This window comes from Xanthomonas sp. NCPPB 3005 (assembly GCF_041228095.2).
GTDB classification, from domain to species: Bacteria; Pseudomonadota; Gammaproteobacteria; order Xanthomonadales; family Xanthomonadaceae; genus Xanthomonas_A; species Xanthomonas_A bonasiae.
Map to the genome: position 1 here is coordinate 1,197,552 of NZ_CP166096.2, position 23,750 is coordinate 1,221,301.

General features: G+C 69.0%; 19 protein-coding genes. 9 read left to right on the forward strand and 10 right to left on the reverse strand.

From position 1 onward, the window contains the following. Positions 1-45: 45 nt before the first annotated feature. A complete protein-coding gene (locus tag AB8810_RS05165; RefSeq protein ID WP_369915745.1) occupies positions 46-1,278 on the forward strand; it encodes an acetylornithine transaminase in 1,233 nt (410 codons plus the stop codon). 482 nt (positions 1,279-1,760) lie between these two features. Here the strand turns inward: AB8810_RS05165 and AB8810_RS05170 are convergent, their stop codons facing one another. Then, a complete protein-coding gene (locus AB8810_RS05170) occupies positions 1,761-2,375 on the reverse strand; it encodes an HAD-IA family hydrolase (protein WP_369916622.1) in 615 nt (204 codons plus the stop codon). 292 nt (positions 2,376-2,667) lie between these two features. Here AB8810_RS05170 and AB8810_RS05175 point away from each other — a divergent pair, with 292 nt between their 5' ends. The 6 genes from AB8810_RS05175 to azu all read left to right on the forward strand — a co-directional run bounded on the left by AB8810_RS05175 (position 2,668) and on the right by azu (position 9,971). Continuing rightward, positions 2,668-5,364, forward strand: a complete 2,697-nt coding sequence (locus tag AB8810_RS05175; protein WP_369915746.1) for a TonB-dependent receptor plug domain-containing protein — start codon at positions 2,668-2,670, stop codon at positions 5,362-5,364. Between the two features lie 201 nt (positions 5,365-5,565). Further along, on the forward strand, positions 5,566-7,164 hold the full coding sequence (locus AB8810_RS05180; RefSeq protein ID WP_369915747.1) for an NAD(P)/FAD-dependent oxidoreductase: 1,599 nt from the start codon (positions 5,566-5,568) through the stop codon (positions 7,162-7,164). Further along, the gene (locus tag AB8810_RS05185; RefSeq protein ID WP_225209733.1) at positions 7,161-7,589 is read left to right on the forward strand and encodes a cytochrome c; all 429 of its coding nucleotides are present in this window, start codon (positions 7,161-7,163) and stop codon (positions 7,587-7,589) included. The genes AB8810_RS05180 and AB8810_RS05185 overlap by 4 nt, the downstream gene beginning before the upstream one ends. 44 nt (positions 7,590-7,633) lie before the next feature. Beyond that, positions 7,634-8,143: a RidA family protein gene (locus AB8810_RS05190; protein ID WP_206229633.1), complete on the forward strand. Its 510-nt coding sequence runs from the start codon at positions 7,634-7,636 to the stop codon at positions 8,141-8,143. 31 nt (positions 8,144-8,174) lie between these two features. Further along, positions 8,175-9,365: a pyridoxal phosphate-dependent aminotransferase gene (locus AB8810_RS05195; protein ID WP_369915748.1), complete on the forward strand. Its 1,191-nt coding sequence runs from the start codon at positions 8,175-8,177 to the stop codon at positions 9,363-9,365. A gap of 165 nt (positions 9,366-9,530) precedes the next feature. Beyond that, on the forward strand, positions 9,531-9,971 hold the full coding sequence (azu, locus tag AB8810_RS05200; RefSeq protein ID WP_318241178.1) for an azurin: 441 nt from the start codon (positions 9,531-9,533) through the stop codon (positions 9,969-9,971). A 209-nt stretch (positions 9,972-10,180) separates the two neighbouring features. Here azu and AB8810_RS05205 read toward each other — a convergent pair whose 3' ends face one another. Both AB8810_RS05205 and hemL read right to left on the reverse strand, forming a co-directional pair. After that, positions 10,181-12,955, reverse strand: a complete 2,775-nt coding sequence (locus AB8810_RS05205; RefSeq protein ID WP_369915749.1) for a LuxR C-terminal-related transcriptional regulator — start codon at positions 12,953-12,955, stop codon at positions 10,181-10,183. 221 nt (positions 12,956-13,176) lie between these two features. Further along, on the reverse strand, positions 13,177-14,469 hold the full coding sequence (gene hemL / locus AB8810_RS05210; protein WP_369915750.1) for a glutamate-1-semialdehyde 2,1-aminomutase: 1,293 nt from the start codon (positions 14,467-14,469) through the stop codon (positions 13,177-13,179). Positions 14,470-14,803: 334 nt separating this feature from the next. On the opposite strand from hemL, the gene AB8810_RS05215 reads away from it, so the two are divergent. After that, on the forward strand, positions 14,804-17,965 hold the full coding sequence (locus tag AB8810_RS05215; RefSeq protein WP_369915751.1) for a TonB-dependent receptor plug domain-containing protein: 3,162 nt from the start codon (positions 14,804-14,806) through the stop codon (positions 17,963-17,965). 312 nt (positions 17,966-18,277) lie between these two features. Here AB8810_RS05215 and thiE read toward each other — a convergent pair whose 3' ends face one another. After that, the gene (thiE, locus tag AB8810_RS05220; RefSeq protein ID WP_369915752.1) at positions 18,278-18,901 is read right to left on the reverse strand and encodes a thiamine phosphate synthase; all 624 of its coding nucleotides are present in this window, start codon (positions 18,899-18,901) and stop codon (positions 18,278-18,280) included. 74 nt (positions 18,902-18,975) lie between these two features. On the opposite strand from thiE, the gene AB8810_RS05225 reads away from it, so the two are divergent. Continuing rightward, positions 18,976-19,167: a rubredoxin gene (locus tag AB8810_RS05225; RefSeq protein ID WP_179566989.1), complete on the forward strand. Its 192-nt coding sequence runs from the start codon at positions 18,976-18,978 to the stop codon at positions 19,165-19,167. Positions 19,168-19,445: 278 nt separating this feature from the next. Here AB8810_RS05225 and AB8810_RS05230 read toward each other — a convergent pair whose 3' ends face one another. From AB8810_RS05230 to AB8810_RS05255, 6 genes are all read right to left on the reverse strand, one after another. After that, complete coding sequence (locus AB8810_RS05230) at positions 19,446-20,360, reverse strand: SirB1 family protein (protein ID WP_369916623.1); 915 nt, start codon at positions 20,358-20,360, stop codon at positions 19,446-19,448. Positions 20,361-20,398: 38 nt separating this feature from the next. Then, complete coding sequence (locus AB8810_RS05235; protein WP_179566987.1) at positions 20,399-20,848, reverse strand: DUF192 domain-containing protein; 450 nt, start codon at positions 20,846-20,848, stop codon at positions 20,399-20,401. A gap of 175 nt (positions 20,849-21,023) precedes the next feature. Then, the gene (gene rpiA / locus AB8810_RS05240) at positions 21,024-21,671 is read right to left on the reverse strand and encodes a ribose-5-phosphate isomerase RpiA (RefSeq protein WP_145702709.1); all 648 of its coding nucleotides are present in this window, start codon (positions 21,669-21,671) and stop codon (positions 21,024-21,026) included. Between the two features lie 98 nt (positions 21,672-21,769). Beyond that, positions 21,770-22,240 (reverse strand): EVE domain-containing protein, encoded by a 471-nt coding sequence (locus tag AB8810_RS05245; protein ID WP_179566985.1) that lies wholly within the window; start codon positions 22,238-22,240, stop codon positions 21,770-21,772. Further along, complete coding sequence (locus tag AB8810_RS05250) at positions 22,237-22,830, reverse strand: 5-formyltetrahydrofolate cyclo-ligase (protein ID WP_369915753.1); 594 nt, start codon at positions 22,828-22,830, stop codon at positions 22,237-22,239. The genes AB8810_RS05245 and AB8810_RS05250 overlap by 4 nt, the downstream gene beginning before the upstream one ends. Before the next feature lie 78 nt (positions 22,831-22,908). Continuing rightward, the gene (locus AB8810_RS05255) at positions 22,909-23,688 is read right to left on the reverse strand and encodes an acyl-CoA thioesterase (RefSeq protein WP_369915754.1); all 780 of its coding nucleotides are present in this window, start codon (positions 23,686-23,688) and stop codon (positions 22,909-22,911) included. Positions 23,689-23,750: the final 62 nt, after the last annotated feature.

The following is a 23,750-nucleotide window of genomic DNA, read 5'->3' on the forward strand; positions in this document are numbered from 1 at the left end:
GCCGGCGGTCTTATACTCGTGCGCTTTCTCCCAGGAATCCCTTCGATGACCGCTTCCTCCGCCGCGGATCTGATCGCCCTCGGCCAGCACTACTACCTGCCGATCTACCGTCCGCGCCAGCTGGTGCTGGAGCGCGGCCAGGGCGCCAAGGTGTGGGACAGCGAAGGCCGCGACTACATCGACCTGTCCGCCGGCATCGCCGTGTGCGGGCTCGGCCACAACGATCCGGACCTGACGGCGGCGCTGCTTGAGCAGGCCGGCAAGCTGTGGCACACCAGCAACGTGTTCTACAGCGAGCCGCCGCTGCGCCTGGCCGAGGAGCTGGTCGCCGCGTCGCGCTTTGCGCAGCGGGTGTTCCTGTGCAACTCCGGCAGCGAGGCCAACGAGGCGGCGATCAAGCTGGTACGCAAGTGGGCTGCCAGCCAGGGCCGCGCGCCGGACCGGCGGGTCATCGTCACCTTCCGTGGCAGCTTCCACGGCCGCACCCTGGCCGCGGTCACCGCCACCGCGCAGCCGAAGTACCAGGAAGGCTACGAGCCGCTGCCCGGCGGCTTCCGCTATGTGGATTTCAACGACATCGTGCAGTTGGAGACGGCGATGGCCGCCGGCGACGTGGCCGCGGTGATGATCGAGCCGCTGCAGGGCGAGGGCGGGGTGATGCCGGCCGCGCCGGGTTTCCTGGCGCAGGTGCGCGCGCTGTGCGACCACCACGGCGCGCTGCTGCTGCTGGACGAGATCCAGTGCGGCATGGGCCGCACCGGCACCTTGTTCGCGCACTGGCAGGACGAGGTGACGCCGGACATCGTGACCCTGGCCAAGGCATTGGGCGGCGGTTTCCCGATCGGTGCGCTGCTGGCCGGGCCGAAGGTGGCCGAGACGATGCAGTTCGGCGCGCACGGCAGTACCTTCGGCGGCAATCCGCTGGCCGCGGCGGTGGCGCGGGTGGCGCTGCGCAAGCTGGCGTCGGCGCCGATCGCGGCGAACGTGTCGCGGCAGGCGGCGGCGCTGCGGCAGGGGTTGGCCGCGCTCAACGACGACTTCAAGCTGTTTGCGCAGGTGCGCGGGCGTGGCTTGATGCTCGGCGCGGTGCTGAACCAGGCGCATGCGGGGCAGGCCGGGGCGATCCTCGATCATGCCGCTGCGCATGGGTTGTTGACGTTGCAGGCGGGGCCGGATGTGTTGCGCTTCGTGCCTTCGTTGAATATCACCGATCAGGAAATGGCTGAGGGGTTGAAGCGGTTGCGGGCGGCTTTGCAGGCTTATGTCGGTAAGCGTTGAGCCTGATTGACGTTTGAGTGTCTGTTGGCTTTTGATTCAACGGCAACGGCAACGGCAACGGCAACGGTACAAGCAAAGCTTTCGCGCTTTGCGCGAGTCACTTTTCTTTGCTTGTGCAAAGAAAAGTAACCAAAAGAAAGCACACCCTGACTTCGCGCCCTCCGCGCTGCGCGCTCCGGGTCCGCGAATAGGCCGGGATTCACGGAAGGGGCATCCTGCCCCTGCCGTGAACGGCGCACATCCATGTGCGCCGCCCCTTCGGGGTTTTTCCCGTCCTATTCGCCGCTACGTAAGGGAACCCGGTAAAGCAAAGCCACAGCAGCATCAACAGCCACAGCTACGGCCACAGCTACAGCTACAGCCACAGCCACAGCCACAGCCACAGCCACAGCCACAGCTACAGCTACAGCTACAGCAGGAATGGCCGCGGGCGTTATGGCAGCTGCGGCGGACGCGGGCTCTGTCGGCGATAGGAGCGTCGTCTAGCCCAAGCCGTGCCGCGCAAGGGCGCGGCGCAGGGCGCGGGTGCCGCTGGCGGTTTCGGCGGGTAGGCCGATCGCGCGGGCGCCGCGGACGTTGACGAACAGGTCGTCGATGAACAGGGCGTGCCGCGGGGCGACGCCGAAGTGGGCGAGCGCGCGGCGGTAGACCTCGGGCTGCGGTTTGCGGCCGCCGAGGGCGCCGCTGCACAGCACGCGCCCGTGCAGTAGCGGGAACAGGGTCGGTACGATGCGCGGGATCGCTTGCGCCATCAGTGCGCCGTTGTTGGTCAGTACGCCGATGTCGATCCTGTCGGCCAGCACCAGGACGCGTTCGATCACGCCGGGATCGCCGCGGGTGCCGGCCACGCGTGCGGCGATCCAGGCGGCCTCGTCCACCTGCGTGCCAAGGCCTTCGCCTAGCCGTTGCAGGTAGGCGGCGGTGGCGATGGCGCCGCCGTCGTAGGCGGTTTCCAGTCCGGAGGCGAACAGGACCTCCCGCACCCGCGCCGGATCGCAGCCGCAATGGGTGGCCAGGTGCGCGATGCGTGCCGCCCGCGAGTAGGCCGCCAGCACGCCGTCGAAGTCGAGCAGCAGCAATTTCGGGCTTGGATGGATCAACGCGGCCACCGCGTCTGGCGCTGCACGCAACGGCGCGGCTGGAACATGGGTCGGGTCCGAAGTGTCGTTGGCCGAGATTAACCCACTCCCCCGCGGCGATGAACGCCACTACCCGCGGCTCGGCGCTCGCCACCCCCCACCCACCCGCTCGCGGCGCACCTACCCGTCGGATCCGGTCGTCCGGTGCCGTGTGCTGGCTATGGTCCCTGCACGCCGCGATCGCGGCGCCGCCGGTCGGGGAACCGGTGCGCATCCACGCCACATCCACGTCACCTCGGGGGTCTTGAACATGAGCAAGCGTTTGAACGCCGATCGTCTGGCGGAATCGGTATGCAGGGGACTGTGCAATGCACGGCACGGCCACGGGCTGGCCACGCTGACGCTGCTGCTGGCCGGTGCACAGGCGCTGCCGGCGCTGGCCGAAGAGCCGGGTGGCGAGGCCAAGACGCTGGATGCGATCACGGTCATTTCGACCGGCACGCGCAAGGCCAACATGGCGGTCACCGACAGCCCGGCGCCGATCCAACTGGTGAGTGCGGAGATGCTCAAGCAGTCGGCCGCGCCCGACCTGATCAACGCCATCGCCAACCAGGTGCCGTCGTACAACGCCAACCAGACCGGCAACGACATGGCGAGCCAGACGCTCACCGCCAGCCTGCGCAATCTCTCGCCCAACCACACCCTGGTGCTGGTCAACGGCAAGCGCCGCCACATCACCTCCAACGTCAACACCACCACCGGCGCGGCCTCGGCCGATCTGTCGTTCATCCCGGCCGCGGCGATCGATCACGTCGAAGTGCTGACCGACGGCGCCGCCGCGCTGTACGGTTCGGACGCGATCGCCGGGGTCATCAACATCATCCTCAAGAAGAACCACGACGGCGGCGAAGTGGACGCCGGTTACGCGGGCTACAAGGATGGCGGTGGCGGCACCGATTCGTGGGGCGCCAACATCGGCTTCGGCAGCGACGCGGCGTATTTCAGCCTCAGCGCCGAGGTCGAGAACCGCAAGACGGTGTACCGGCTCGGTTCGTACAGTTATGCCGACTGCGTGGCCAACTATGCCGACTGCACGGCGGTGAATCCGAGCATGGCCGACTTCCTGGCCGACGACGTCGAGGGCATGACCCTCAACGGGCGCTTCCCCAACGTCAACGCCTGGCTCAACCCGCCGGAAGTGCACCGCAAGGCGCTGTTCTTCAACTCCGGGGTGGTGCTCAGCGACACGCTGGAGTTCTACGCGTTCGGCAGCTACGGCAAGAAGACCGCGCAGTCGGAGGAGAACTACCGCCGTCCCAGCCAGGACGGCGGCTACGTCGATCCGGTGACCGGCGCGGTCAGCCACAAGTATCCGCTGGGCTTCAATCCGTCCGAGGCCTCCGACGAGGTCGACTACGAGTTGACCGCCGGGCTGAAGGGCGTGCTGGCCGATTGGTCGTGGGATTTCTCCAGCAGCTACGGCAAGAACGAGATGGACGTGTACACGCTGAACTCGATGAACTTCAGCCTGTGGCAGGACTACGGCTATTCGCCCGAGGACTTCTACGACGGCAGTTTCTGGGCCAGCCAGTGGACCACCAACTTCAACGCCACGCACGATTTCGACGTCGGCCTGTCGCAGCCGCTGACCTTCAACGCCGGCGTCGAATACCGCCGCGACCAGTACGGCATCGATCCGGGCGATCCGACCTCGTACTACGGCGCCGGCGCGTCCTCGTTCCCCGGCTACAACCCGCTGTTCAACACCGGCTCCTACAGCCGCCACAGCTACGCAGCCTACGCCGACGTGGTGTTCAATCCGACCGAGAAGTGGCTGGTGGATGTGGCCGGGCGTTACGAGGACTACAGCGACTTCGGCAGCAAGGTGGTCGGCAAGCTGACCACGCGCTTCGACTTCACCGACACCTTCGCGGTACGCGGCACCGCCAGCACCGGGTTCCGCGCGCCGACCCTGCAGGAAGGCTATTACTCGGCGGTGCAGGTCGGCCCGACCAGCGCCACCCCGACCCTGCAGCCCAACAGCGCGGCTGCGGCGGCACTGGGCTTCGGCAGCCTGAAACCGGAGACCAGCACCAACTACAGCCTGGGCTTCGTGTTCCGGCCGATGCCCAACTTCGACAGCACGCTCGATCTCTACCGCATCACCATTTCCGACCGCATCGGCGTGGGCACCTTCGAATATTCCAAGGCCGGCCAGCCGGGCGACACGAATGGCGACGGCACGCCCGACGCCGCCTACAACGCCGCGCTGGGCCAGGCGCTGGTCGATTTCGGCTATCTCGGCGGCATCGATCCGGCCGCGCCGGGCGGCTCGCTCGACGCCACCGCGCGGCAGAACATCTCGGTGGCGATCTTCAATAATGCGCTGAAGACGCGCAGCACCGGCGTGGACTGGGTGACCAACTACATCACCGAGTTCGACTGGGGCTCGATCGACTGGATGCTGGCGGCCAACTACAACAAGACCGAGGTGCTCAGCGCCAAGCCGGCGCCGGAGGTGCTCGGCGGCGCCACCATGTACAGCGCGGCGACGCTGATCAACCTGGAGAACAACGCGCCCAAGTACCGGTTCAACCTGGGCGCCACGTTCAACATCGGCAAGTTCAGCCTGCGCGTGACCGAGGCGGTCTATGGCCCGCAGTACCAGCTGATCGCGCCGTACGACGAGTGGAACGGCGACATCTTCCCCGACAGCGTGCTGAGCCAGCTCGACGTGGTCGACGTCAACGGCGCGCCGTACTACAAGCAGAAGATCGGCACGATGGCGCTGACCAACGTCGAACTGACGTTCCGGCCCACCGAACAGCTGACCGTCAGCGTCGGCGGCGACAACGTATTCAACAAATACCCCGACAAGGTGCCGGCGGCGGCGTACGACTACCTCGAGAAGAACTACCTCAGCTACTACAACTCGCCGTACCTGACCGGCAGCCCGGTCGGCTACTTCGGCGCGCGCTACTACGCCAAGCTGACCTACCGCTTCTGAGCTGCGCGCGCCCCGCTTGAGCCCCTCTCCCCCCGGGAGAGGGGTTGGGGTGAGGGTCCGTCCGCCAGCGGCGCATCCGCTCGCGCCGCGCGCCGCCGGCCGCACTCCTACCCGCTCCATCGCGACCTACCCGCCGCACACGGCCTGCGCCGCCGCCGCGGCGGCTATGGTCGATCCGCAATCCGTGAGGCGATATCGACGATGCAAGCACCAACCAGGGGCGCCATGACCCGCCGCCAATTGCTCGCCAGGATCGGCCTGGCCGGCGGCGGCGCGATGATGTACCAGGCGATGCACAGCCTGGGCCTGGCTGCCGAATCGCGCTTCGGCGGCGTACCGCGGCTGGACGGCGACGCCAAGGGCGCGTCGGTGCTGGTGCTCGGCGCCGGCCTGGCCGGGCTGACCGCGGCCTATGAGCTGCGCAAGGCCGGCTATCGCGTGCAGGTGCTCGAGTACAACGCGCGTCCCGGCGGCCGCAACTGGACGCTGCGCGGCGGCGATCGCTACACCGAACTGGGCGGCTTCGAGCAGCAGTGCGGTTTCGACGAGGGCATGTACCTCAATCCCGGCCCGTGGCGCATCCCGCACCATCACAAGGCGGTGCTGTCCTACTGCAAGCAGTTCGGGGTGGCGCTGGAACCGTTCGTGCAGGTCAACTTCAACGCGTTGCTGCACAGCCGCGAGGGGTTCGGCGGCAAGCCGCAGCGTTTCCGCGACATCGACGCCGACTACAAGGGGCACGTGGCCGAACTGCTGGCCAAGAGCACCCGGCAGGGCGCGCTGGATGCGCAGGTGCAGCGCGAGGACCAGGAGATCCTGCTCGAGTCGCTGCGCAACTGGGGCGCGCTGGACAAGGATTTCGGCTACGTCAAAGGCCGCGAGAGCAGCGAGCGCCGCGGCTTCGCCAAGTATCCCGGCGGCGGCCTGTCCGGCAAGCCGCAGTTCTCCGAACCGTTCACCACTCAGGACATCCTGCGCTCGCGGCTGTGGACCACGCTGGCGGCGGGCAACAACTACGAAATGCAGACCGCGATGTTCCAGCCGGTCGGCGGCATGGACCAGATCGGCAAGGCGTTCGCGCGCCAGCTCGGCGACGCGATCCGCTACAACGCACGGGTCACGCGCATCGATCAGGACGCGCACGGGGTCAGCGTCGCGTACCAGGACGGCGCCGGCGCCGAGCAACTGGCCAAGGCCGATTGGTGCGTGTGCACGATCCCGCTGTCGATCCTCAGCCGCATTCCGCTCGCGGTGGGCGAGAAGATGGCCGCCGCGATCGGCCAGGTGCCGTACGCGGCTTCGGTGAAGGTCGGGCTGCAGTTCAAGCGCCGCTTCTGGGAAGAGGACGAGGCGATCTACGGCGGCATCAGCTACACCGACCTGCCGATCACCCTGATCAGCTATCCGAGCACCGGTTTCCAGAGCGCCGGCAAGGGCGTGCTGCTCGGCGCCTACGTATGGGGACTGGAGGCGTTCGAGTTCACCTCGATGACGCCGCAGCAGCGCGTGGCCAAGGCGGTGGAATACGGCACCCAGCTGCATCCGCAGTACCCGCGCGAATTCGACAACGGCATCGCCGTGGGCTGGCACCGGGTACCGTTCACCCATGGCTGCTTCGGCGTGTGGAGCGATGCCGCACGCGCCGAGCACTACGAGAACCTGTGCCGGATCGACGGCCGCATCGCGCTCGCCGGCGAGCACGCCTCGTACATTCCGGCCTGGCAGGAAGGGGCCATCACCTCGGCACTCGACGCGATCGAGCGCCTGCATCGCCGCGTCGTCAACGGAGCCCGCGCATGAAGCTGGATCGTCACTGGATGCTCGCCGCGGCGGTCGCGGCCGGGGTGCTGGCGCTGATGCTGCCGCCGGCGATCGGCCCGGCCGCGGCGCAGAGCTCCGATGCCACGCCGCTGTATCCGCAGGCCGCGTTCGCCACCGCCTCCGGCGCCACCGTGTACGCGGCGATCTGCCAGAGCTGCCACATGCCCGGCGGGCAGGGCGCGCGCGGCGGCGGCGAGTATCCGGCGCTGGCCGGCAACCCCAAGGTGGCCGCGGCGCCGTACGTGGCGATGATGGTGCTCGACGGCCGCGGCGGCATGCCCGGTTTCGCCGGCATGCTCAACGACCAGCAGGTCGCCGAGGTCGTGCATTACGTGCGCAGCCAGTTCGGCAACGACTATCCCGGCAAGCTCAGCGCCGACGAGGTGCGCACGCTGCGGCACTGAGCCGGTTCCGTTTCATTCTCTTTTCCGATCGCGAGGAGTTCCGCATGCGCCGTTCGTTCGTTTCCCGCTCGCTCCGTGCCGGTCTGTGCGCTGCGCTGTGGCTGCCCGCCCTGGCCGGCGCCGCCGAAATCGTGCGCCACAAGATTCCCAACAGCGATTTCCCGATTTCCGCGGCGGTGGAGATCCCGGCGGGCAAGACCACGGTCTATCTCAGCGGCGCGGTGCCGCGGCCGATCGATGCGAGCGCGCCGAAGGATTCGCCCGCCGCCTACGGCGACACCAAGGCGCAGACCATCAGCGTGCTGTCGCAGATCGAAGCGCAGCTGCACGGCATGGGCCTGGGCATGCGCGACGTGGTCAAGATGCAGGCGTTCCTGGTCGGCGATCCGGCGCTGGGCGGGAAGATGGATTTCGCCGGGTTCATGGAGGGCTACCGGCAGTTCTTCGGCACGCCCGAACAGCCCAACCTGCCGTCGCGCTCGGCGTTCCAGATCGCCGCGCTGGGCAATCCGCTGTACCGCATCGAGATCGAAGTGGTTGCCGTGCGTCCGTAGGTTCTTCGCCCTGTCTTCCAAGGAGTCCGCCATGCAGCAGCCGTCGCGTTCGCGTCGCACTTTCCTCAAGGACTCGGCGCTGGTTGCCGCGGCCGGCTTCGGCGCGCCGTGGCTGGCGCAGGCCGCGCCCGCCGCGGTGCAGGCGACCAATGCCGACCTGGCGCCGGTGCTGATCAACGCCAACGAATATCCCGGCGGACCGTCGCCGGCCGCGCAGCGCGCGATCGCCGCGATCGCGTCCAGCGGCGGCCGTTACCTGGGCGAGCTGCAACTGGAATTGCTGCAGACTCTCGCCGACCAGCTCGGCGTGGGCATCGATCACCTGATGGCCTACGCCGGTTCCACCGAGCCGCTGGACTACACCATGCTGGCGTTCACCTCGCCCAGCGCGTCGCTGGTCACTGCCGACCCCACCTTCGAATCCGGCTGGCGTGCCGCTGCGCGCAACGGCGCCAAGGTGATCAAGGTGCCGCTGCGCAAGGACGACGCGCACGACGTGCAGGCGATGTGCGCCGCCGACGCCAACGCCGGGGTGATCTACATCTGCAACCCGAACAATCCCACCGGTTCGGTGACGTCGCGCAAGGACCTGGACTACGCGCTGGCGCACAAGCCCAAGGGCAGCGTGCTGGTGGTCGACGAGGCGTATCTGCATTTCTCCGACAGCGCCCGCAGCATGGTCGACCGCGTCGCCGCCGGCGACGACGTGATCGTGTTGCGCACCTTCTCCAAGCTCTACGGCATGGCCGGCATCCGCCTGGGCTATGCGGTGGCGCGGCCGGAGTTGCTGGCCAAGCTGAAGTTCTACAGCGTCAACAGCCTGCCGGTGACCGCGGCCGCCGCCGGCCTGGTCAGCCTGCGCGATCCGGCGCTGGTGCCGCAGCGGCGCACGCTCAACAGCGCCATCCGCAGCGACGTGGTGCGCTGGCTCGGGGCGCAGGGCTATGCGTGCACGGCATCGGAAAGCAATTGCTTCATGGTCGACGTGAAGCGCCCGGCGAAGGAGTTCATGGACGCGATGGCCACCTATGGCGTGTTCGTCGGCCGCAGCTGGGCGTTGTGGCCGAACCGGTCGCGCATCACCGTCGGCACCGCGCCGGAGATGGCGCGATTCAAGAGCGCGTTCGCGCAGGTGGCGGCCGGCAAACGCGGGCCGCTGCCGGTGCCGGCGCCGAGGATGGCGCTGCACGATCCGCTGCATGGATTCTTCCGCAACGCCTAGGCATTGCCTGCGCCGGATGCTGCAGTGCACGAGGACTTGTCGTTGACAAACATTTGCGCAAAGGCAGACAGTCGTGGCGACGCCGCTGCGCGCGCAGCGCATGCTGGCGAGGTTCGCGTTGCTGTGCCGTCCCCATTGAAGGAGTCCGTCTTGAAAGCGAAGTCGCTGTCCCCCTTGCTGGTCCTCGCCGCGCTCGCGTTCGCGCCGGCGGCCTGGGCCAAGACCTGCGCGGTGACCATCACCGGTACCGACCAGATGTCTTTCGACCAGCCCCAGATCAAGGTCGCCGCCGACTGCACCGAAGTGGCGCTGACGCTCAAGCACAGCGGCAAGCTCGCTGCCGCGGTGATGGGCCACAACTGGGTGCTGACCAAGACCCCGGACTTCCAGGCGGTGGCCAATGCCGGCACCAGCTCCAGCCTGGCCGACAACTACCTGCCGAAGAACGACGCGCGGATCATCGCGCACACCAAGGTGATCGGCGCCGGGCAGTCGGACACGGTCAAGTTCTCCACTGCCAAGTTGAGCAAGGGCGGCGACTACACGTTCTTCTGCTCGTTCCCGGGGCACTGGGCGATGATGAAGGGCAAGTTCGTGTTCGGCTGAGTCGCGGCGGTTGCGGTTGCGCTGCAGGTTGCGATCGGCGATCTGCAGCGCCTTTCGAACAGGATGGCGCCGCAGACGTCGGCCTGCGTCAGTGCCGACTCACCTGTAGGAGCGGCTTCGGCCGCGACCGGGCTTTCCCGGTAAGGCCCGGTCGCGGCTGAAGCCGCTCCTACAGGGTCGCGACGACTCTCGCGATTGCGAGATCGCGCTCAGTCCAATGCGGAATCCGGCGGCGCCATGCGCTGCAGCAGGCCGCGTTGCAGCGCGCTGGCCAACGCCGCTTCGCGGGTGCCGGCTTCCAGTTTGCGGTACAGGTTCTTCAGGTGGAACTTGACCGTGTTCTCCGACAGCGCCAGGCGTCGCGCGATCTGCTTGTTCGCATCGCCCTGCGCCAGCAGCGCCAGCACTTCCAGTTCGCGTTCGCTGAACAGGTCGGCGCCGCTGTCCTGGTCGTGGCGCAGCTTGTCGAGCAGCGCCTGGATGGTCATCGCCAGCGTGGTGTTCGGTGCGGCCTGCGGATCCTGCTGGCGCGCCATGCGCAGCAGCGCCTTGCCCGGCACGCCCAGTTCCAGCAGGCATTGCCAGGCCTGGGTGCTGGCCACGTGCTGCAGCGCGTGACGCAGATAGGGCAGGGCGGCGGCGGATTCGCCGCGGTCGTGCAGCACCAGCGCGATGCGCGCGCGCGCCCGCGCCAGCTGCACCTGGTTGTCGGCGGCCACGCAGGCCGCTTCGACGCCTTGCAGCACCGCCAGCGCAGCGCGGGTGCGTCCGCCCAGCCGATGCCAGCGGGCCAGGGCGAAGCCGAGCGCGGCGAGGAAGCGCCAATCCTGCGGCTGGCCCAGCGCGTGCGCGAACCGCGCCTCGCCGCCGGTGCGCGCGACCAGCACGTCGATCGCCGGCGAGGGCGGCTGGTCGAGCAGCACGTGCAGGCGCCAGGCCAGGGCCAGGTCGGCGAGCCGGCCGAGGTGCCGCGCATGCGCGATGCGGTCGATATGGTCGAGCAGAGCCAGCGCGGCGCGGCCGCTGCGGTCGTGCTGCCGCGCCAGCACCAGCGCGGTCTCGTAGCCGGCGGCATAGATGTCCAGCCAGCCGTCGTGCTGTTCCAGGAATCCCAGCGCCGGCTGCAGGCAGTCGGCGGCTTCGTCGTAGCGGCCGTGCTCGCATTGCAGCTGCGCCAGCAGGCACTGGCCGACCGCCTGCAGGGTCGGATCGAGCTGTTGCTGGCGCTGGGCGATGGCCAGCGCCTGGCGGCAGATGGCTTCGGCCCGCTCCAGTTGGCCGTGGTAGTAGTGGCTCTGCGCCAGATGGATCAGCGCATAGCTGGCGCCGACTTCGCTGCCGCTGGCCTGCATCGCGGTACCGGCCAGCTGCGCATAGCGCTCGGCGCCGGCGAAATCGGCGCGGCCCAGGGCGGTGGTGGCGCAGATGCACCATAGCGTGCCGCGGCCCAGGCTGTCGTCCTCGTCCAGCGCCGCCGCCTGCGCGGCGATCTGCGCCAGTCCGCGCGGGTTGGCGCAGACCTGGTCGAGCAGGTCGCGCAGCAGCGCCACTACCACCGTGTAGTCGCGTTCGAACGGGGCGCGCACCTGTTCGGGGAAATCGCGGAAGCGTTCCAGCAGGGTCTGCGCGTGCGCGAACTCGCCCAGCTTCATGTGCAGGTAGGCCTGGGTCAGGTTCAGCGCCGGCCGCTCGCCGATGCTGCTGCGCGGGAAGCGGCGCAGCAGCGCGCGGATCGGGGCGGTGCCGTGGCGCAGCAGCAACTGCCAGGTGCCGGCGCGGGCGATGCAGTCAGCGGCGCTGTCGATCGCCCCGCCGCGCACCGCATGCCGCACCGCTTCGGGCAACTGTCCGTGCGCGTCGAACCAGTGCGCGGCGCGCCGGTGCAGCTGCGGCGCCAGTCCGGGCGTGTCGCGCTCCAGTTGCTGGTACAGATAATCGGCGAACAGCGGATGGAAGCGGAACCATTCGTGCTCGCCGTCCAGCGCTACCAGCAGGCCCTGGAAGTGCGCCAGCCGCTCCAGCAGGCGACCGCTGTCGTCGCGTTCGCGCACCGCGTCGGCGAGCGCGGCGTTGAACCGCTCCAGTGGCGAGAGCTGCAGCAGCAAGGCGCGCAAGGCCGGATCCAGGTCGTTGAGCACCTGTTCGGCCAGGTATGCCGCCAGCTCGGCGGTGCGTCCGGAGAACCGGCCCAGATCGTCGCGGCGGCGTTCGTCGCCGCCCAGCCATAGCCCGGCCAATTGCAGCGCGACCGCCCAGCCCTCGGTCTGTCGGCGCAGCTGGCGGGCCATCGCCGCCGGCACCTGCGGTCCCAGCAGCGCCAGCGTCTCGGCGTCGTCCAGGGCCAGTTCGCGTGCGCCGATGCGTTCAAGTTGGCCCTGCAGCGCCCAGCGCGCCAATGGCAGCGCCGGCGCGCGCCGTGTCGCCAGCAGCAGGTGCAACTGGCCGCCGGCATGTTCGACCAGTCGCGTCACCACCTCGTCGAGCGCGCTGGCGTGGCCGCGGTCGTAGTCGTCGAGGATCACCAGCAGGCGTCGCGGCGCGGCGCGGATCGCGCGGATCAGCACCGGCAGGGTGGACGCCACATCCAGGTCCTGGCCCTGCTGCTGCAGCGCGGCCTGCAAGGGCGCGCCGAGTTCGATCCCGGCGCCGCGCGCGGCCAGTGCCAGGTAGGCGAGGAAACGCCCCGGATCGGCGTCGTCCTCGTCCAGCGACAGCCATGCCACCGCGGCCTCGCCGCGCTCGCGCAGGCGCTGGTGCCATTGCCCGAGCAAGGTGGTCTTGCCGAAGCCGGGCGGCGCCAGCAACAGGGTCAGCGGCAGCTCGGCGGCGCGGTCCAGGTGCTGCAACAACGCCTCGCGCGCCACCGCGGCCACGCGCGAGCGCGGCGGCGCCAGTTTGTCGGCCAGCACCCAGTCGGGCATGGCGGGACTGTCGTGCGCGGCCGGAGGGAAACGCGGATTCAACAGCGTGACAGGCTTGAGCATGTCGCCATGAGTGTCTGCAGCGGTCGCCCTTGCGCCCTCTGGCGGTTCGGGTGACGGTACGGAGTCGGACGCGTGCCGGCTCGCCGCGCAGATCGCGGAAAGCGCGTGTGCGGTACCGATTCCACGGGCCCCCGCCCTGATGCCGTCCGTTGGCCGTGAACGTTGAACTTATGACACGGCCGCGACAAAAGCAAAGTCGCGACCGGGTGCTCAGTTTCCGTTCAGCCGGCGGCGACCACGCCGAATGCCTCGCGCGCCGCGGCCAGCGTGGCCTCCAGCACGCCTTGATCGTGCGCGCTGGACAGGAAGCCGGCCTCGTACGCCGAGGGCGCCAGGAACACGCCGCGCGCGAGCATCGCGTGGAAGAAGCGGTTGAACGCGGCGGTGTCGCAGGCGGTGGCCTGGGCGTAGGTCTCGACCTTCTCCGACGTGAAGAACAGCCCGAACATCGCCCCGACCCGGTTGGTGGTGACCGCCACTCCGGCCGCGGCGGCGGCCTGCTCCAGCCCAGTGCACAGCGCGGCGGTGGCCGCATCCAGGCGCTGGTGGAAGCCCGGCGCCTGCACCAGCTCCAGCATCGCCAGGCCGGCGGCCATCGCCACCGGATTGCCGCTCAGCGTGCCGGCCTGGTAGATCGGCCCGGAGGGGGCGATCTGCCGCATCAGGTCGGCGCGGCCGCCGTAGGCGCCGACCGGCATGCCGCCGCCGATGATCTTGCCGAAGGTGGTCAGGTCCGGCACCACGCCGTAGTGCGCCTGCGCGCCGCCCAGCGCCACGCGGAAGCCGGTCATCACCTCGTCGAAGATCAGCAGCGCGCCGTGGCGGGTGCACAGTTCGCGCAGGTGTTGCAGATAGCCCTCGCGCGGCGGGATGCAGTTGGCGTTGCCGACCACCGGCTCGATGATGACGGCGGCGATCTCACCGCCGATCTGGTCGAACAAGGCGGTGGCCCCTTCGAAGTCGTTGTAGCTCAGCGTCGCGGTGAGTTCGCTCAGGCCTGCCGGCACGCCCGGCGAGGTCGGCACGCCCAGGGTCAGCATGCCGCTGCCGGCCTTGACCAGGAACGAGTCGCCGTGGCCGTGGTAGCAGCCTTCGAACTTGACGATGCGGTTGCGCCCGGTGGCGCCGCGCGCCAGGCGCACTGCCGACAGGGTGGCTTCGGTGCCGGAATTGACCATGCGCACCATCTCGCACGAGGGCACCAGGCGGGTGATGGTGTAGGCCATCGTCACCTCGGCCGGGCACGGCGCGCCGAACGACAGGCCGTCGCCGATCGCGCGCTGCACCGCCTCGCGCACCGCCGGGTGGTTGTGCCCGGCGATCATCGGCCCCCACGAGCCGACGTAGTCGATGTAGCGGTTGCCGTCCACGTCGTACAGATAGGGGCCGTCGGCGCGCTGCACGAAGAACGGCTCGCCGCCCACCGACTTGAAGGCGCGGACCGGCGAGTTGACGCCGCCGGGGATCAGCGATTGCGCCTGGGCGAAGAGGGCGTGCGAGCGGGCATGGTGCATGGGCGGGATCCTTGACGAGGCTGGCCGGGCCGGTGGGCCGGGCGCGGAGCGATGCCGCCTATTGTCGCGGCTGCCGCCTGCACGTGCCATGTCGCCCGCGGTTCGGCCGCGCACCTACCCGCCCGCCGCGCACCTACCCGCCGCGACCGGCTCCCTCGTGTGATCCGCTGCCTAGTATCGGAACGTCCAGGGGCGCACGGCCCGATCGCCGACAGCGAGCGGCCGTGCGGTGGGCGGAGTTTGCACAGGGTTCGCGGGGCGCGCCATCGGCCATTGGCGCGGCGCCTGCATTTTTCGTTGGGTTGCCAACGATCTTCATCTTCGGGGAGAGAGCATGCACCGTACGATCCGCAGGAGCGCCCTGCCGCTCGCGTTGGCGCTTGCCGCCGGCAATGGCTATGCGCAGTCCACCACCGGCAGCATCGTCGGCAGCGTGCCGCCCGGCGCCGGCGAGAGCAGCGTGCTGATCACCAACACCAGCGGCTTCAGCCGCGAGGTCAAGGTGGACGAACGCGGCCGTTACGCACAGGGCAATCTGCCGCTGGGCACCTACACGGTCACCCTCAAGCGCGACGGCCAGGTGGTGGAGACGCGCGAGAACATCAGCCTGGTGGTCGGCGCCGGCACCGAAGTCGGCTTCGGCGGCCCGGCGCAGACGCTGGATGCGGTCAACGTGGTGGCCGGCAACGTGGCCAGGATCGACGTGGCCAGCGTCGACAGCCGCACCGTGATCACCGCCGAGCAACTGGCGGTGCTGCCGCTGGGGCGCAGCGCCGAGGCCATCGCGTTGCTGGCGCCGGGCGTGGTCGCCAACAGCGGCGGCTACGACAACGGCCCGCTCGGCGGCTCGCTGGCCAGCTTCGGCGGCTCGGCGGCGAGCGAGAACGCCTATTACCTCAACGGCTTCAACACCACCGATCCGGCCAGCAGCCTGGGCGGGCTGACCCTGCCGTACGGCGCGATCGATCAGCAGGAAATCTTCACCGGCGGCTACGGCGCGCAATACGGACGTTCCAACGGCGGCGTGATCAGCCAGGTCGGCAAGCGCGGCAGCAACGAATGGCATTTCGGCGCGGCGGTGATCTGGCAACCGGACAGCCTCAGCGCCCGGCAGAGCGATCTGTATTTCCGCAAGGACAGCGTGTACTCGGATCCGAGCAATGCCAAGTACACCGCCGGCAACTACATGCCGCTGAGCGAGACCACCGCCGACAAGACCACCTACAGCGCCTACCTCGGCGGTCCGCTGGTGCAGGATCGATTGTTCTTCTTCCTGGCGCTGGAGCAGGTCGATTCCAGCGGCACCCGCGTCGCCGACGCGCGGGTCACCTCCGGCGGCATCTCCGGCTCGCCGTGGACCCGCTACGACTACAAGCAGACCCGCGCCTACGCCAAGATCGACTGGCAGATCAGCGACAACCACCTGCTCGAATTCACCGGCGCGCAGGACAAGGCGCGCACCAACGGCAACATCTACGGCTACGACTACGTCAATCGCGAGGTCGGCAGCTATGTGGGCCGCGAAGCCAAGAACGAGTTCGGCCCGACCCTGTTCCTGGGCAAGTACACCGGCTATTTCGGCGACAACCTCACCTTCACCGCGCTGTACGGCAAGGAGAGCCTGCCCAACAAGCTCACCGCGATCGGCTACGACGCCGGCAATGGCCCGTTCCTCAACAGCGTCGACAACCAGAACCCGGCGTACGTCGGCGCAACGCCGATCAGCAACCAGCAGCGCGTCGTCTCGATCACCGATCCGGACCGCGAGTACAAGAAGGACAACCTGCGCCTCAATCTCAACTGGCGACTCGGCGCGCACAGCATCGACGTCGGCATCGACAACCAGAAGAGCGAGGCGATCAACATCGGCACGTACAAGTCCGGCCCCGGCTATGCGTGGACCTACGGCTACACCCCGGACCCGTACGGCCTCAACAGCGGCGGCCAGGTCAGCGGTTCGGTGGCCGAGGACGGCAGCATCGGCGTGCCCAGCCCGGGCCTGGCCGATCCCACCTACGGCAGCACCGGCTACTACGTCACCCAGGACATCGACACCAACCTGTATTCCTACGACGCCAAGCAGACCGCGTACTACCTCGAAGACCATTGGCAGGCCACCGACAGACTGATGCTCTCGCTCGGCGTGCGCAACGACAGCTTCACCAACTACACCCCGTTCGGCCAGGCCTACATCGAGCTGAAGAACCAGTGGGCGCCGCGGCTGGGCTTCAGCTGGGACGTCCACGGCGATTCCAGCCTGAAGGTGTACGGCAACATCGGCCGCTACTACCTCGGCCTGCCGCTGTCGCCGGCGGGCCTGTTCACCCCCGCGGTGTCCACCAGCACCTACTACACCTACAGCGGCATCAACGCCGACGGCACGCCGATCCTGGCCACCCAGCTGGCGCCGCCGGTGTCGGCCAACTCGCGTTTCGGCCGGCTCGCCGACGTGCGCACCGCGGTGGCCGAGGACATCAAGGGCGAGAACCAGGACGAGGTCATTCTCGGCTTCACCACGGTGTTGCCGAACGATTGGGTGTTCGGCGTGCGCGGCACCCACCGCCGGCTCAACGACGGCATCGACGACACCAACCTCGACAACTCCAACGCGGGCCTGGTGGCGGCGGCGGCCGCCGCGGGCGTGGACATCGACTGGACCAAGAACGCCAGCGCGGCGCTGGTCAATCCGGGCAAGACCAATACCTACCGGGTGATCGGTACCGACGGCCAGGTGCATGCGCTGACCGTGACCCGCGAGCAGGGCGGCTACCCCGAATTCAAGCGCCGCTACTCGGCGCTGGAATTCAACCTGGAGCGTCCGTTCGACGGCCGCTGGTACACCAAGATGAGCTATGTGTGGTCGCACAGCTACGGCACCACCGAAGGCCAGCTGCGTTCGGACCTGTGGCGCACCGGCGGCGCGCTGGGCAGCTACCAGGGCCAGGCGGCGACCTCGACCACGCAGAGCTGGGACCATGCGGCGCTGATGGAGAACTTCAACGGCAACCAGTCCAACGATCGCCGCCATCAGCTGAAGGCATACGGCTTCTATCAGCTGACCGAGGAGTGGGGCACGTCCGCGAACCTGAGCCTGATTTCCGGCGCGCCACGGCCGTGCCTGGGCTATTACTACGGCAGCAACTACGACGCCGGCGACCGCGACCCGGCCGGCTATGCCAATCCCAGCATCACCGGCGGCACGTACCACTTTTGCTACAACCCGGCCACCGGCACCGGCGAGGCGTCACCGCCGGGGTCGCATGGCAATCTTGGCTGGGTGGCGCAACTCGACCTGGGCCTGACCTACAAGCCGAAGTTCGCCGAAGGCAAACTGGCGCTGAGCCTGGACGTGTTCAACGTCACCAACCGGCAGACGGTGACCAATGTCTATCCGTTCTCCGAATTGAATCCTGGTCAAGTCAATCCGCTATGGAACCAGGCAGTGGCCTACCAGGCGCCGCGCTCGGCACGGGTGACGCTGAGCTACGACTTCTGAGCGCGCATGGTTCCAAGCCCCTCTCCCGTCGGGAGAGGGGTTGGGGTGAGGGTACGTGCGCGAAGCGCCTCGCGAAGTTTGGGTGCACGAGGCTGCGCCCGTATCCTCATCTGCCCCTGCGGGGCACCTTCTCCCGAAAAGGGGGCCATGGTCCCGAGGGGAGAAGGGAACAGCCGCTAGCCCCTCTCCCATCGGGAGAGGGGTTGGGGTGAGGGTACGGCGCGAAGCGCTTCGCTGAGTTTGGAGGCGCGAGGCTTCGCACCAAGAGCGCTCCGCCAGCGGCGCATTCGATACCCGCGCCGGCCCCCCGCCTCAGTCGAAGCAGGCGCGGTAGGCGGCCAGCGCGGCAGGCGGATCCTCGGCGTCGAACACGCCGCTGATCACCGCCAGCAGGTCGGCGCCGGCGGCGACCAGGGCGCGGCCGTTGTCGGGACGCACCCCGCCGATCGCCACCCGCGGCAATCCCAGCGCCGCGGCATCGCGCAGCAGGCCGGGGTCGGCGCGGCGCGTGGTGACCTTGCTGCGGGTGGGGAAGAACGCGCCGAAGGCGACGTAGCTGGCGCCGGCGGCGGCGGCGGCGCGGGCCAGCGCGAGGTCATCGTAGCACGAGGCGCCGATCAGCGCCTCGGCACCGAGCGCTGCGCGCGCGGCGGCCAGGTCGCCGTCGTCTTCGCCCAGGTGCACGCCGGCGGCGCCGACCGCCTGCGCCAGGGCCACGTCGTCGTTGACGATCAGCGGCACCCCGGCCTGCGCGCACAGCGCCTGCAGCGCCGTCGCCTGGGCCAGGCGCTGCGCCGCGTCGGCGCGCTTGTTGCGGTACTGCAGCCAGGTCGGGCCGTGGCCGAGCAGCGGCGCCACGCGCGCGAGCAGGCGCGCGCCGTCGGCCTCGTCGGGCGTGATCAGGTAGACGCCGCGTGGCGGCGGTGATGCATTCATGGAGGAGCCTTCCGGTGTGCAGGCGACGGTGGGACAATGCCCCTCCGTTCGGCCCGTAGACCCGCGATTATCCAATGAGCGATGCCACTGCCACCACCTACCGCGCCTGGATGTGCGTCGTCTGCGGCTTCATCTACCGGGAAATCGACGGCCTGCCGGAAGAGGGCATCGCCCCCGGCACCCGCTGGGAAGACGTGCCCGACACCTGGACCTGCCCGGACTGCGGCGTGACCAAGGACGATTTCGAGATGGTGGAGATGGATTGATTGCTGGGAATGGGGAGTGGGGAATCGGGAATGGGAACAGCGACTCCCTGCCTCCAGATCTCGCGCGGCGGATTGGGTTTAGGGTTGTCCGGGCATACACAGCGATTCCGAGCCATCGGATTGCGGCAACACCACAGGTCAGGTCGAGCTGTCCGCCCACGGACGCTCGCATGGACGATTCGGACGGCTACGTATCGACCGTTTGGTCAAGCCAGTAACCCTGAGCCTCAGGGCAGCTGCTTTTCCCATTCCCGATTCCCCACTCCCGATTCCCAGCCTCAATGCATCCGCTGCGCCCGCGCGCTAAGTTCCACCAGGCGTTCGCGGATCGGCAGCACGTCGTTGGCTTCCGGGTTCAGTTGCAGGTAGCGGCCCAGGTCGCGGCGCGCGCCGGGGACGTAGTCCATCTGCAGGTAGGCCAGGCCGCGGTCGCGCAGGGCTTCGGGCTGGTCGGGCATCAGTTTGAGCACGCGGTCGGCGCTGCGTGCGGCGCGATCCCATTCGTCGCGTTCGGCGTAGACGCCGTGCAGGTTGCGCAGCACCCGGGTCAGGATCGCGCGGTGCGGTGCCGGATCCAGGATCTGCAGCAGCGCGCGGTCGTCCGGGGTCTCGCCGCCCAGGTGCGGACGCGCGCGTTCGCGCAGTTCTTCCACCGCCAGCGGGCGGCCGCCGTTGAACGGGTCCATCACCAGCAGGCCGTCGTCCACCGGCAGGCGCACCAGGAAGTGTCCGGGGAAGGACACGCCGTCGAGCGGGATGTCCAGCCGCCGCGCCACTTCCATCTGCACCAGCGCCAGCGAGATCGGATTGCCCAGGCGGCGCTCGAAGACCTCGTTCATGTAGCTGTTGCGCGGGTCGTAGTACTCGTCGTGGTTGCCGCTGTAGCCGAGTTCCTCGAACAGGTGGCGGTTGATCGCGGCCATCTTCAGCGGCCACGGCTCGATCATCGCCACTTCGTGGCGCAGGTGCTCGGCGTGGTTCTGCGCCAGCGTGTCGTAGTGCTCGGCATCCAGTTCCGGATACTCGTCGCGGGCGATCAGCAGCGCGGTGGCCAGCAGCGGCAGCGCATCGTCGTCCAGCGCGGCCAGGGTATTCCAGCTCGGCAATGTCAGTCGGTCGACCATGGCCCAAGACTGGCTGCAAAGTGCGACGCGATCAAGTCCGGGGGTTCCCGACAGCGGTGTCGGGTTCAGCGCCACAGCGGCGGCGCTTTTTCCGACGCCGGCGCGGCTCAGCGGGCGGTGGGGATGCCCGGGCCGAAGCTCAGTTCGGCGCCGTCCTGCAGCTTGAGTTGCGCGGCCTGGCCGGCATTGAGTTCCAGCACGTAGCGCGCCGGCGCGTTGCTGGGATAGGGCGGGCAGGCGTTGCCGGCCGAGCACGGCGGCACGTCGCGCTGCTGCGCCACCAGCTTGCGCTGGGTGTCGAAGTACAGGATGTCCAGGGCGATCTTGGTGTTCTTCATCCAGTACGCCTGCGGTTCCTCGCGGTCGTGGATGAACAGCATGCCGTGGTCGGCGTCCATCTGGTCGCGGAACATCAGCCCGCGCGCGCGGGTCGCATCGTCCTGGGCCAGCTCGACCTGGTAGCGGTGTCCGGCCAGTTCCACCCAATGGCCGCCGGCGCTGGCGCAGCCGCTGAGGGTCAGCAGGACGAGGACGAACAGGGCGCGGAACAGGGACATGGCGTTGCCGGGGAAGGTGGGATCAGCGCGCACCTTGTTGCATGGTGGGTGGCGAGTCAAGAGAGCCGGGAGTGGGGATTCGGGATTGGGGATTCGCAACAGCGGATTCGGAGGCCGGAGGGAGGTTTTGGCTTTTACCAATCCCCAATCCCGAATCCCCAATCCCGCGCGCGTCCTACAGGACGCGCGGCGGCTCGCCACCGACGATCACCACGTCGGCCGGGCGGCGCGCGAACAGGCCGACGCAGACCACGCCGGGGATCTGGTTCAGTTCGCGCTCCAGCGCCACCGGATCGGTGATGCTGAGGTGGTGCACGTCGAGCACCACGTTGCCGTTGTCGGTGACCACGCCGTCGCGCCAGACCGGCTGGCCGCCGGTGCGTGCCAGGATCTCGCGCGCGACCAGGCTGCGCGCCATCGGGATCACCTCGATCGGCAGCGGGAACGCGCCCAGCGTCTGCACCTGCTTGCTCGGGTCGATGATGCAGACGAAACGCTCGCTGGCCTCGGCGATGATCTTCTCGCGGGTCAGCGCGGCGCCGCCGCCCTTGATCAGGCAACGGTTCGGATCGCACTCGTCGGCGCCGTCCACGTACAGCGACAGGTTGCCGGTGTGGTTCAGCTCCAGCACCTCGATGCCGTGCTGGCGCAGGCGCGCGGTGCTCTGCTCGGAGCTGGACACCGCGCCCTTGATGCGATGGCCGATGCGGCCCAGCGCGTCGATGAAGTAGGCCACGGTGGAGCCGGTGCCGACGCCGACGATCATGCCGTCTTCGACGTATTCGATGGCTTTTTCGGCGGCCAGGCGTTTGCTTTCGGACATGGGGGGCTCGGGATTCGTGATTGGGGATTGGGGATTCGTCAAAGCGGCAGGCGGGGCCGGGCAGGGACGAATCCCCAATGCCCAATCCCCAATCCCGGCTACTCGAGCGCCAACAGCAGCTTCCACTGCGCGGCGCTGACCGGGAACACCGACAGGCGGTTGCCGCGCGCGGTCAGCGGGAAGCCTTCGCCGAGCGCGTCGGCGTGCTGCTTGATCTCGTCCAGCGCGATGGTGCGCGCGAGCTTGCGCTCGAAGGCGACGTCCACCAGATACCAGCGCGGCTGTTCGCGGGTGGCCTTGGGGTCGTGGTAGTCGGAGGTGGGATCGAACTGGGTGACGTCCGGATACGCGTCGCTGGCCACCGTGGCGGTGCCGACGATGCCGGGCACCTTGCAGTTGGAGTGATAGAACAGGATGCCGTCGCCGACCTTCATGCCGTCGCGCATGAAGTTGCGCGCCTGGTAGTTGCGCACCCCGTTCCAGGGTTCGCTGCCGACCCGCTGCAGGTCGTCGATCGAGAAGGCGTCCGGTTCGGACTTCATCAGCCAGTAGCGCTTGCGTGCGGTCATGCGGGGAGATCGGTCGCGGTCAGGAGGGTGTGGGAGTCGGTGCAGACCGCATCCAGCGCCACGTCCCAGGCGGCGACGGACAGCGCGTCGACCTGCTGCGCAGCGAAGGCGGCGCCGACCAGCCAGGGCGGAGGCGCTTGCCGCTGGCGAAATGCGAAGCTGCGATCATACCAGCCACCCCCCATGCCCAGGCGTCCGCCGCCGGCGTCGAAGCCGACCAGCGGCGCCACCACCAGCGCCATCTGCTCGGGCGCCAGCGTCGCTTCGGCGGCGACGTCGGGTTCGGGAATGCCGTAGCGGTTGGCGCTCAGCGGCTGCCCCGGGCGCCACGGCGCGAAACGCAGGGTCTTGCCGCTGAGCACCGGCAGGCAGTACTGCACGCCGGCCGGCAGGCTCAATTGCCAGCGGTGCAGCGCGATCTCCCCGTCCATCGCCCAATAGCCGGCGACGTGGCCGTGCTGCGGCGCGAACGGCAGGTCCAGCAAGCGCAGCGCCAGCGCGTCGGCGGCGGCCAGGCGCGCGGCGGCGGGGAGCGCGCGGCGGCGCGCGCGCAGTTGCTGGCGCAGGAGGTCGCGGTCGTCGGGAGTCATCGGGCAGGCGCGGGAAGGGACGGCGCTATTGTCGGTGCCGGCGCGTGGACTGGCTAGGGCGTTGCCGTCGTCGCGGCATCAGGCGTAGATCGCCACCGTCTGCCGGCCCGACAGCACCAGCTGCCCGGCTTCGTCCCAGATCTGCATGTCCTGCAGCGAGTAGCCGTCGGCGGCGTGTTGGCTGGCCGAACGCAGCAGGAACCAGTCGCCTGCCGCGGCCGGCTGCGGAAAATCCAGGGTCCAGGTCATCGAGCTGACCGGCGCCGGTTCGGTGAAGCAGGCCATCGCCGCCGGCGGCAGGCTGTCGCCGAGCGCGATCAGGGCCAGGCTCGGATCCACGCCCGCGCTGTCGCGATGGCGCACCCAGACCATCAGCTCCGGGCTGGCCGCGGCGGACACCGGGAGCGCGCCGCCGGCCAGGCGCATCTCGAAGTTGGCGGCGAACGCCGGGGTGATCGCGCTGGCGGCGATCGGCGTTGCGGCGTCGGGCCCGCACACCGCGGGCCGCGCAGGCATGAAGTCGTGGGCGATGCGGCTGGGGCGCGGCTGCGCGAACAGCAGCGCCGCGCGCAGCGCGACCTGCGCGCCGGCCAGGCAATCGACCGCGATCGAGGTGGTGGACTTGCCCTGGCGCAACGGCTGCGCCTGGAAACGCAGGGTGGCGTCGGTGGGGCCGACGAACCAGATATGCGCCGACTTCAGCGGCGGCAGCGCGGACGGCGCCGCGCGCAGCGCGGTCTGCAGCGCCAGCGCCGCGGACAGGCCACCGAAGGCGGTGCGTCCCTGCAACCAGCTGGCAGGCACGTCGAACCCGGCGTTCGGGTCGAAGCGGTCGATGATCTGGGCGAGCGAGGGCATGCGGCGTCTCCTGGAAGGGCGCGACAGTATCCCAGGCTTGCGCGGGCGGCTGGTCGGTGCGG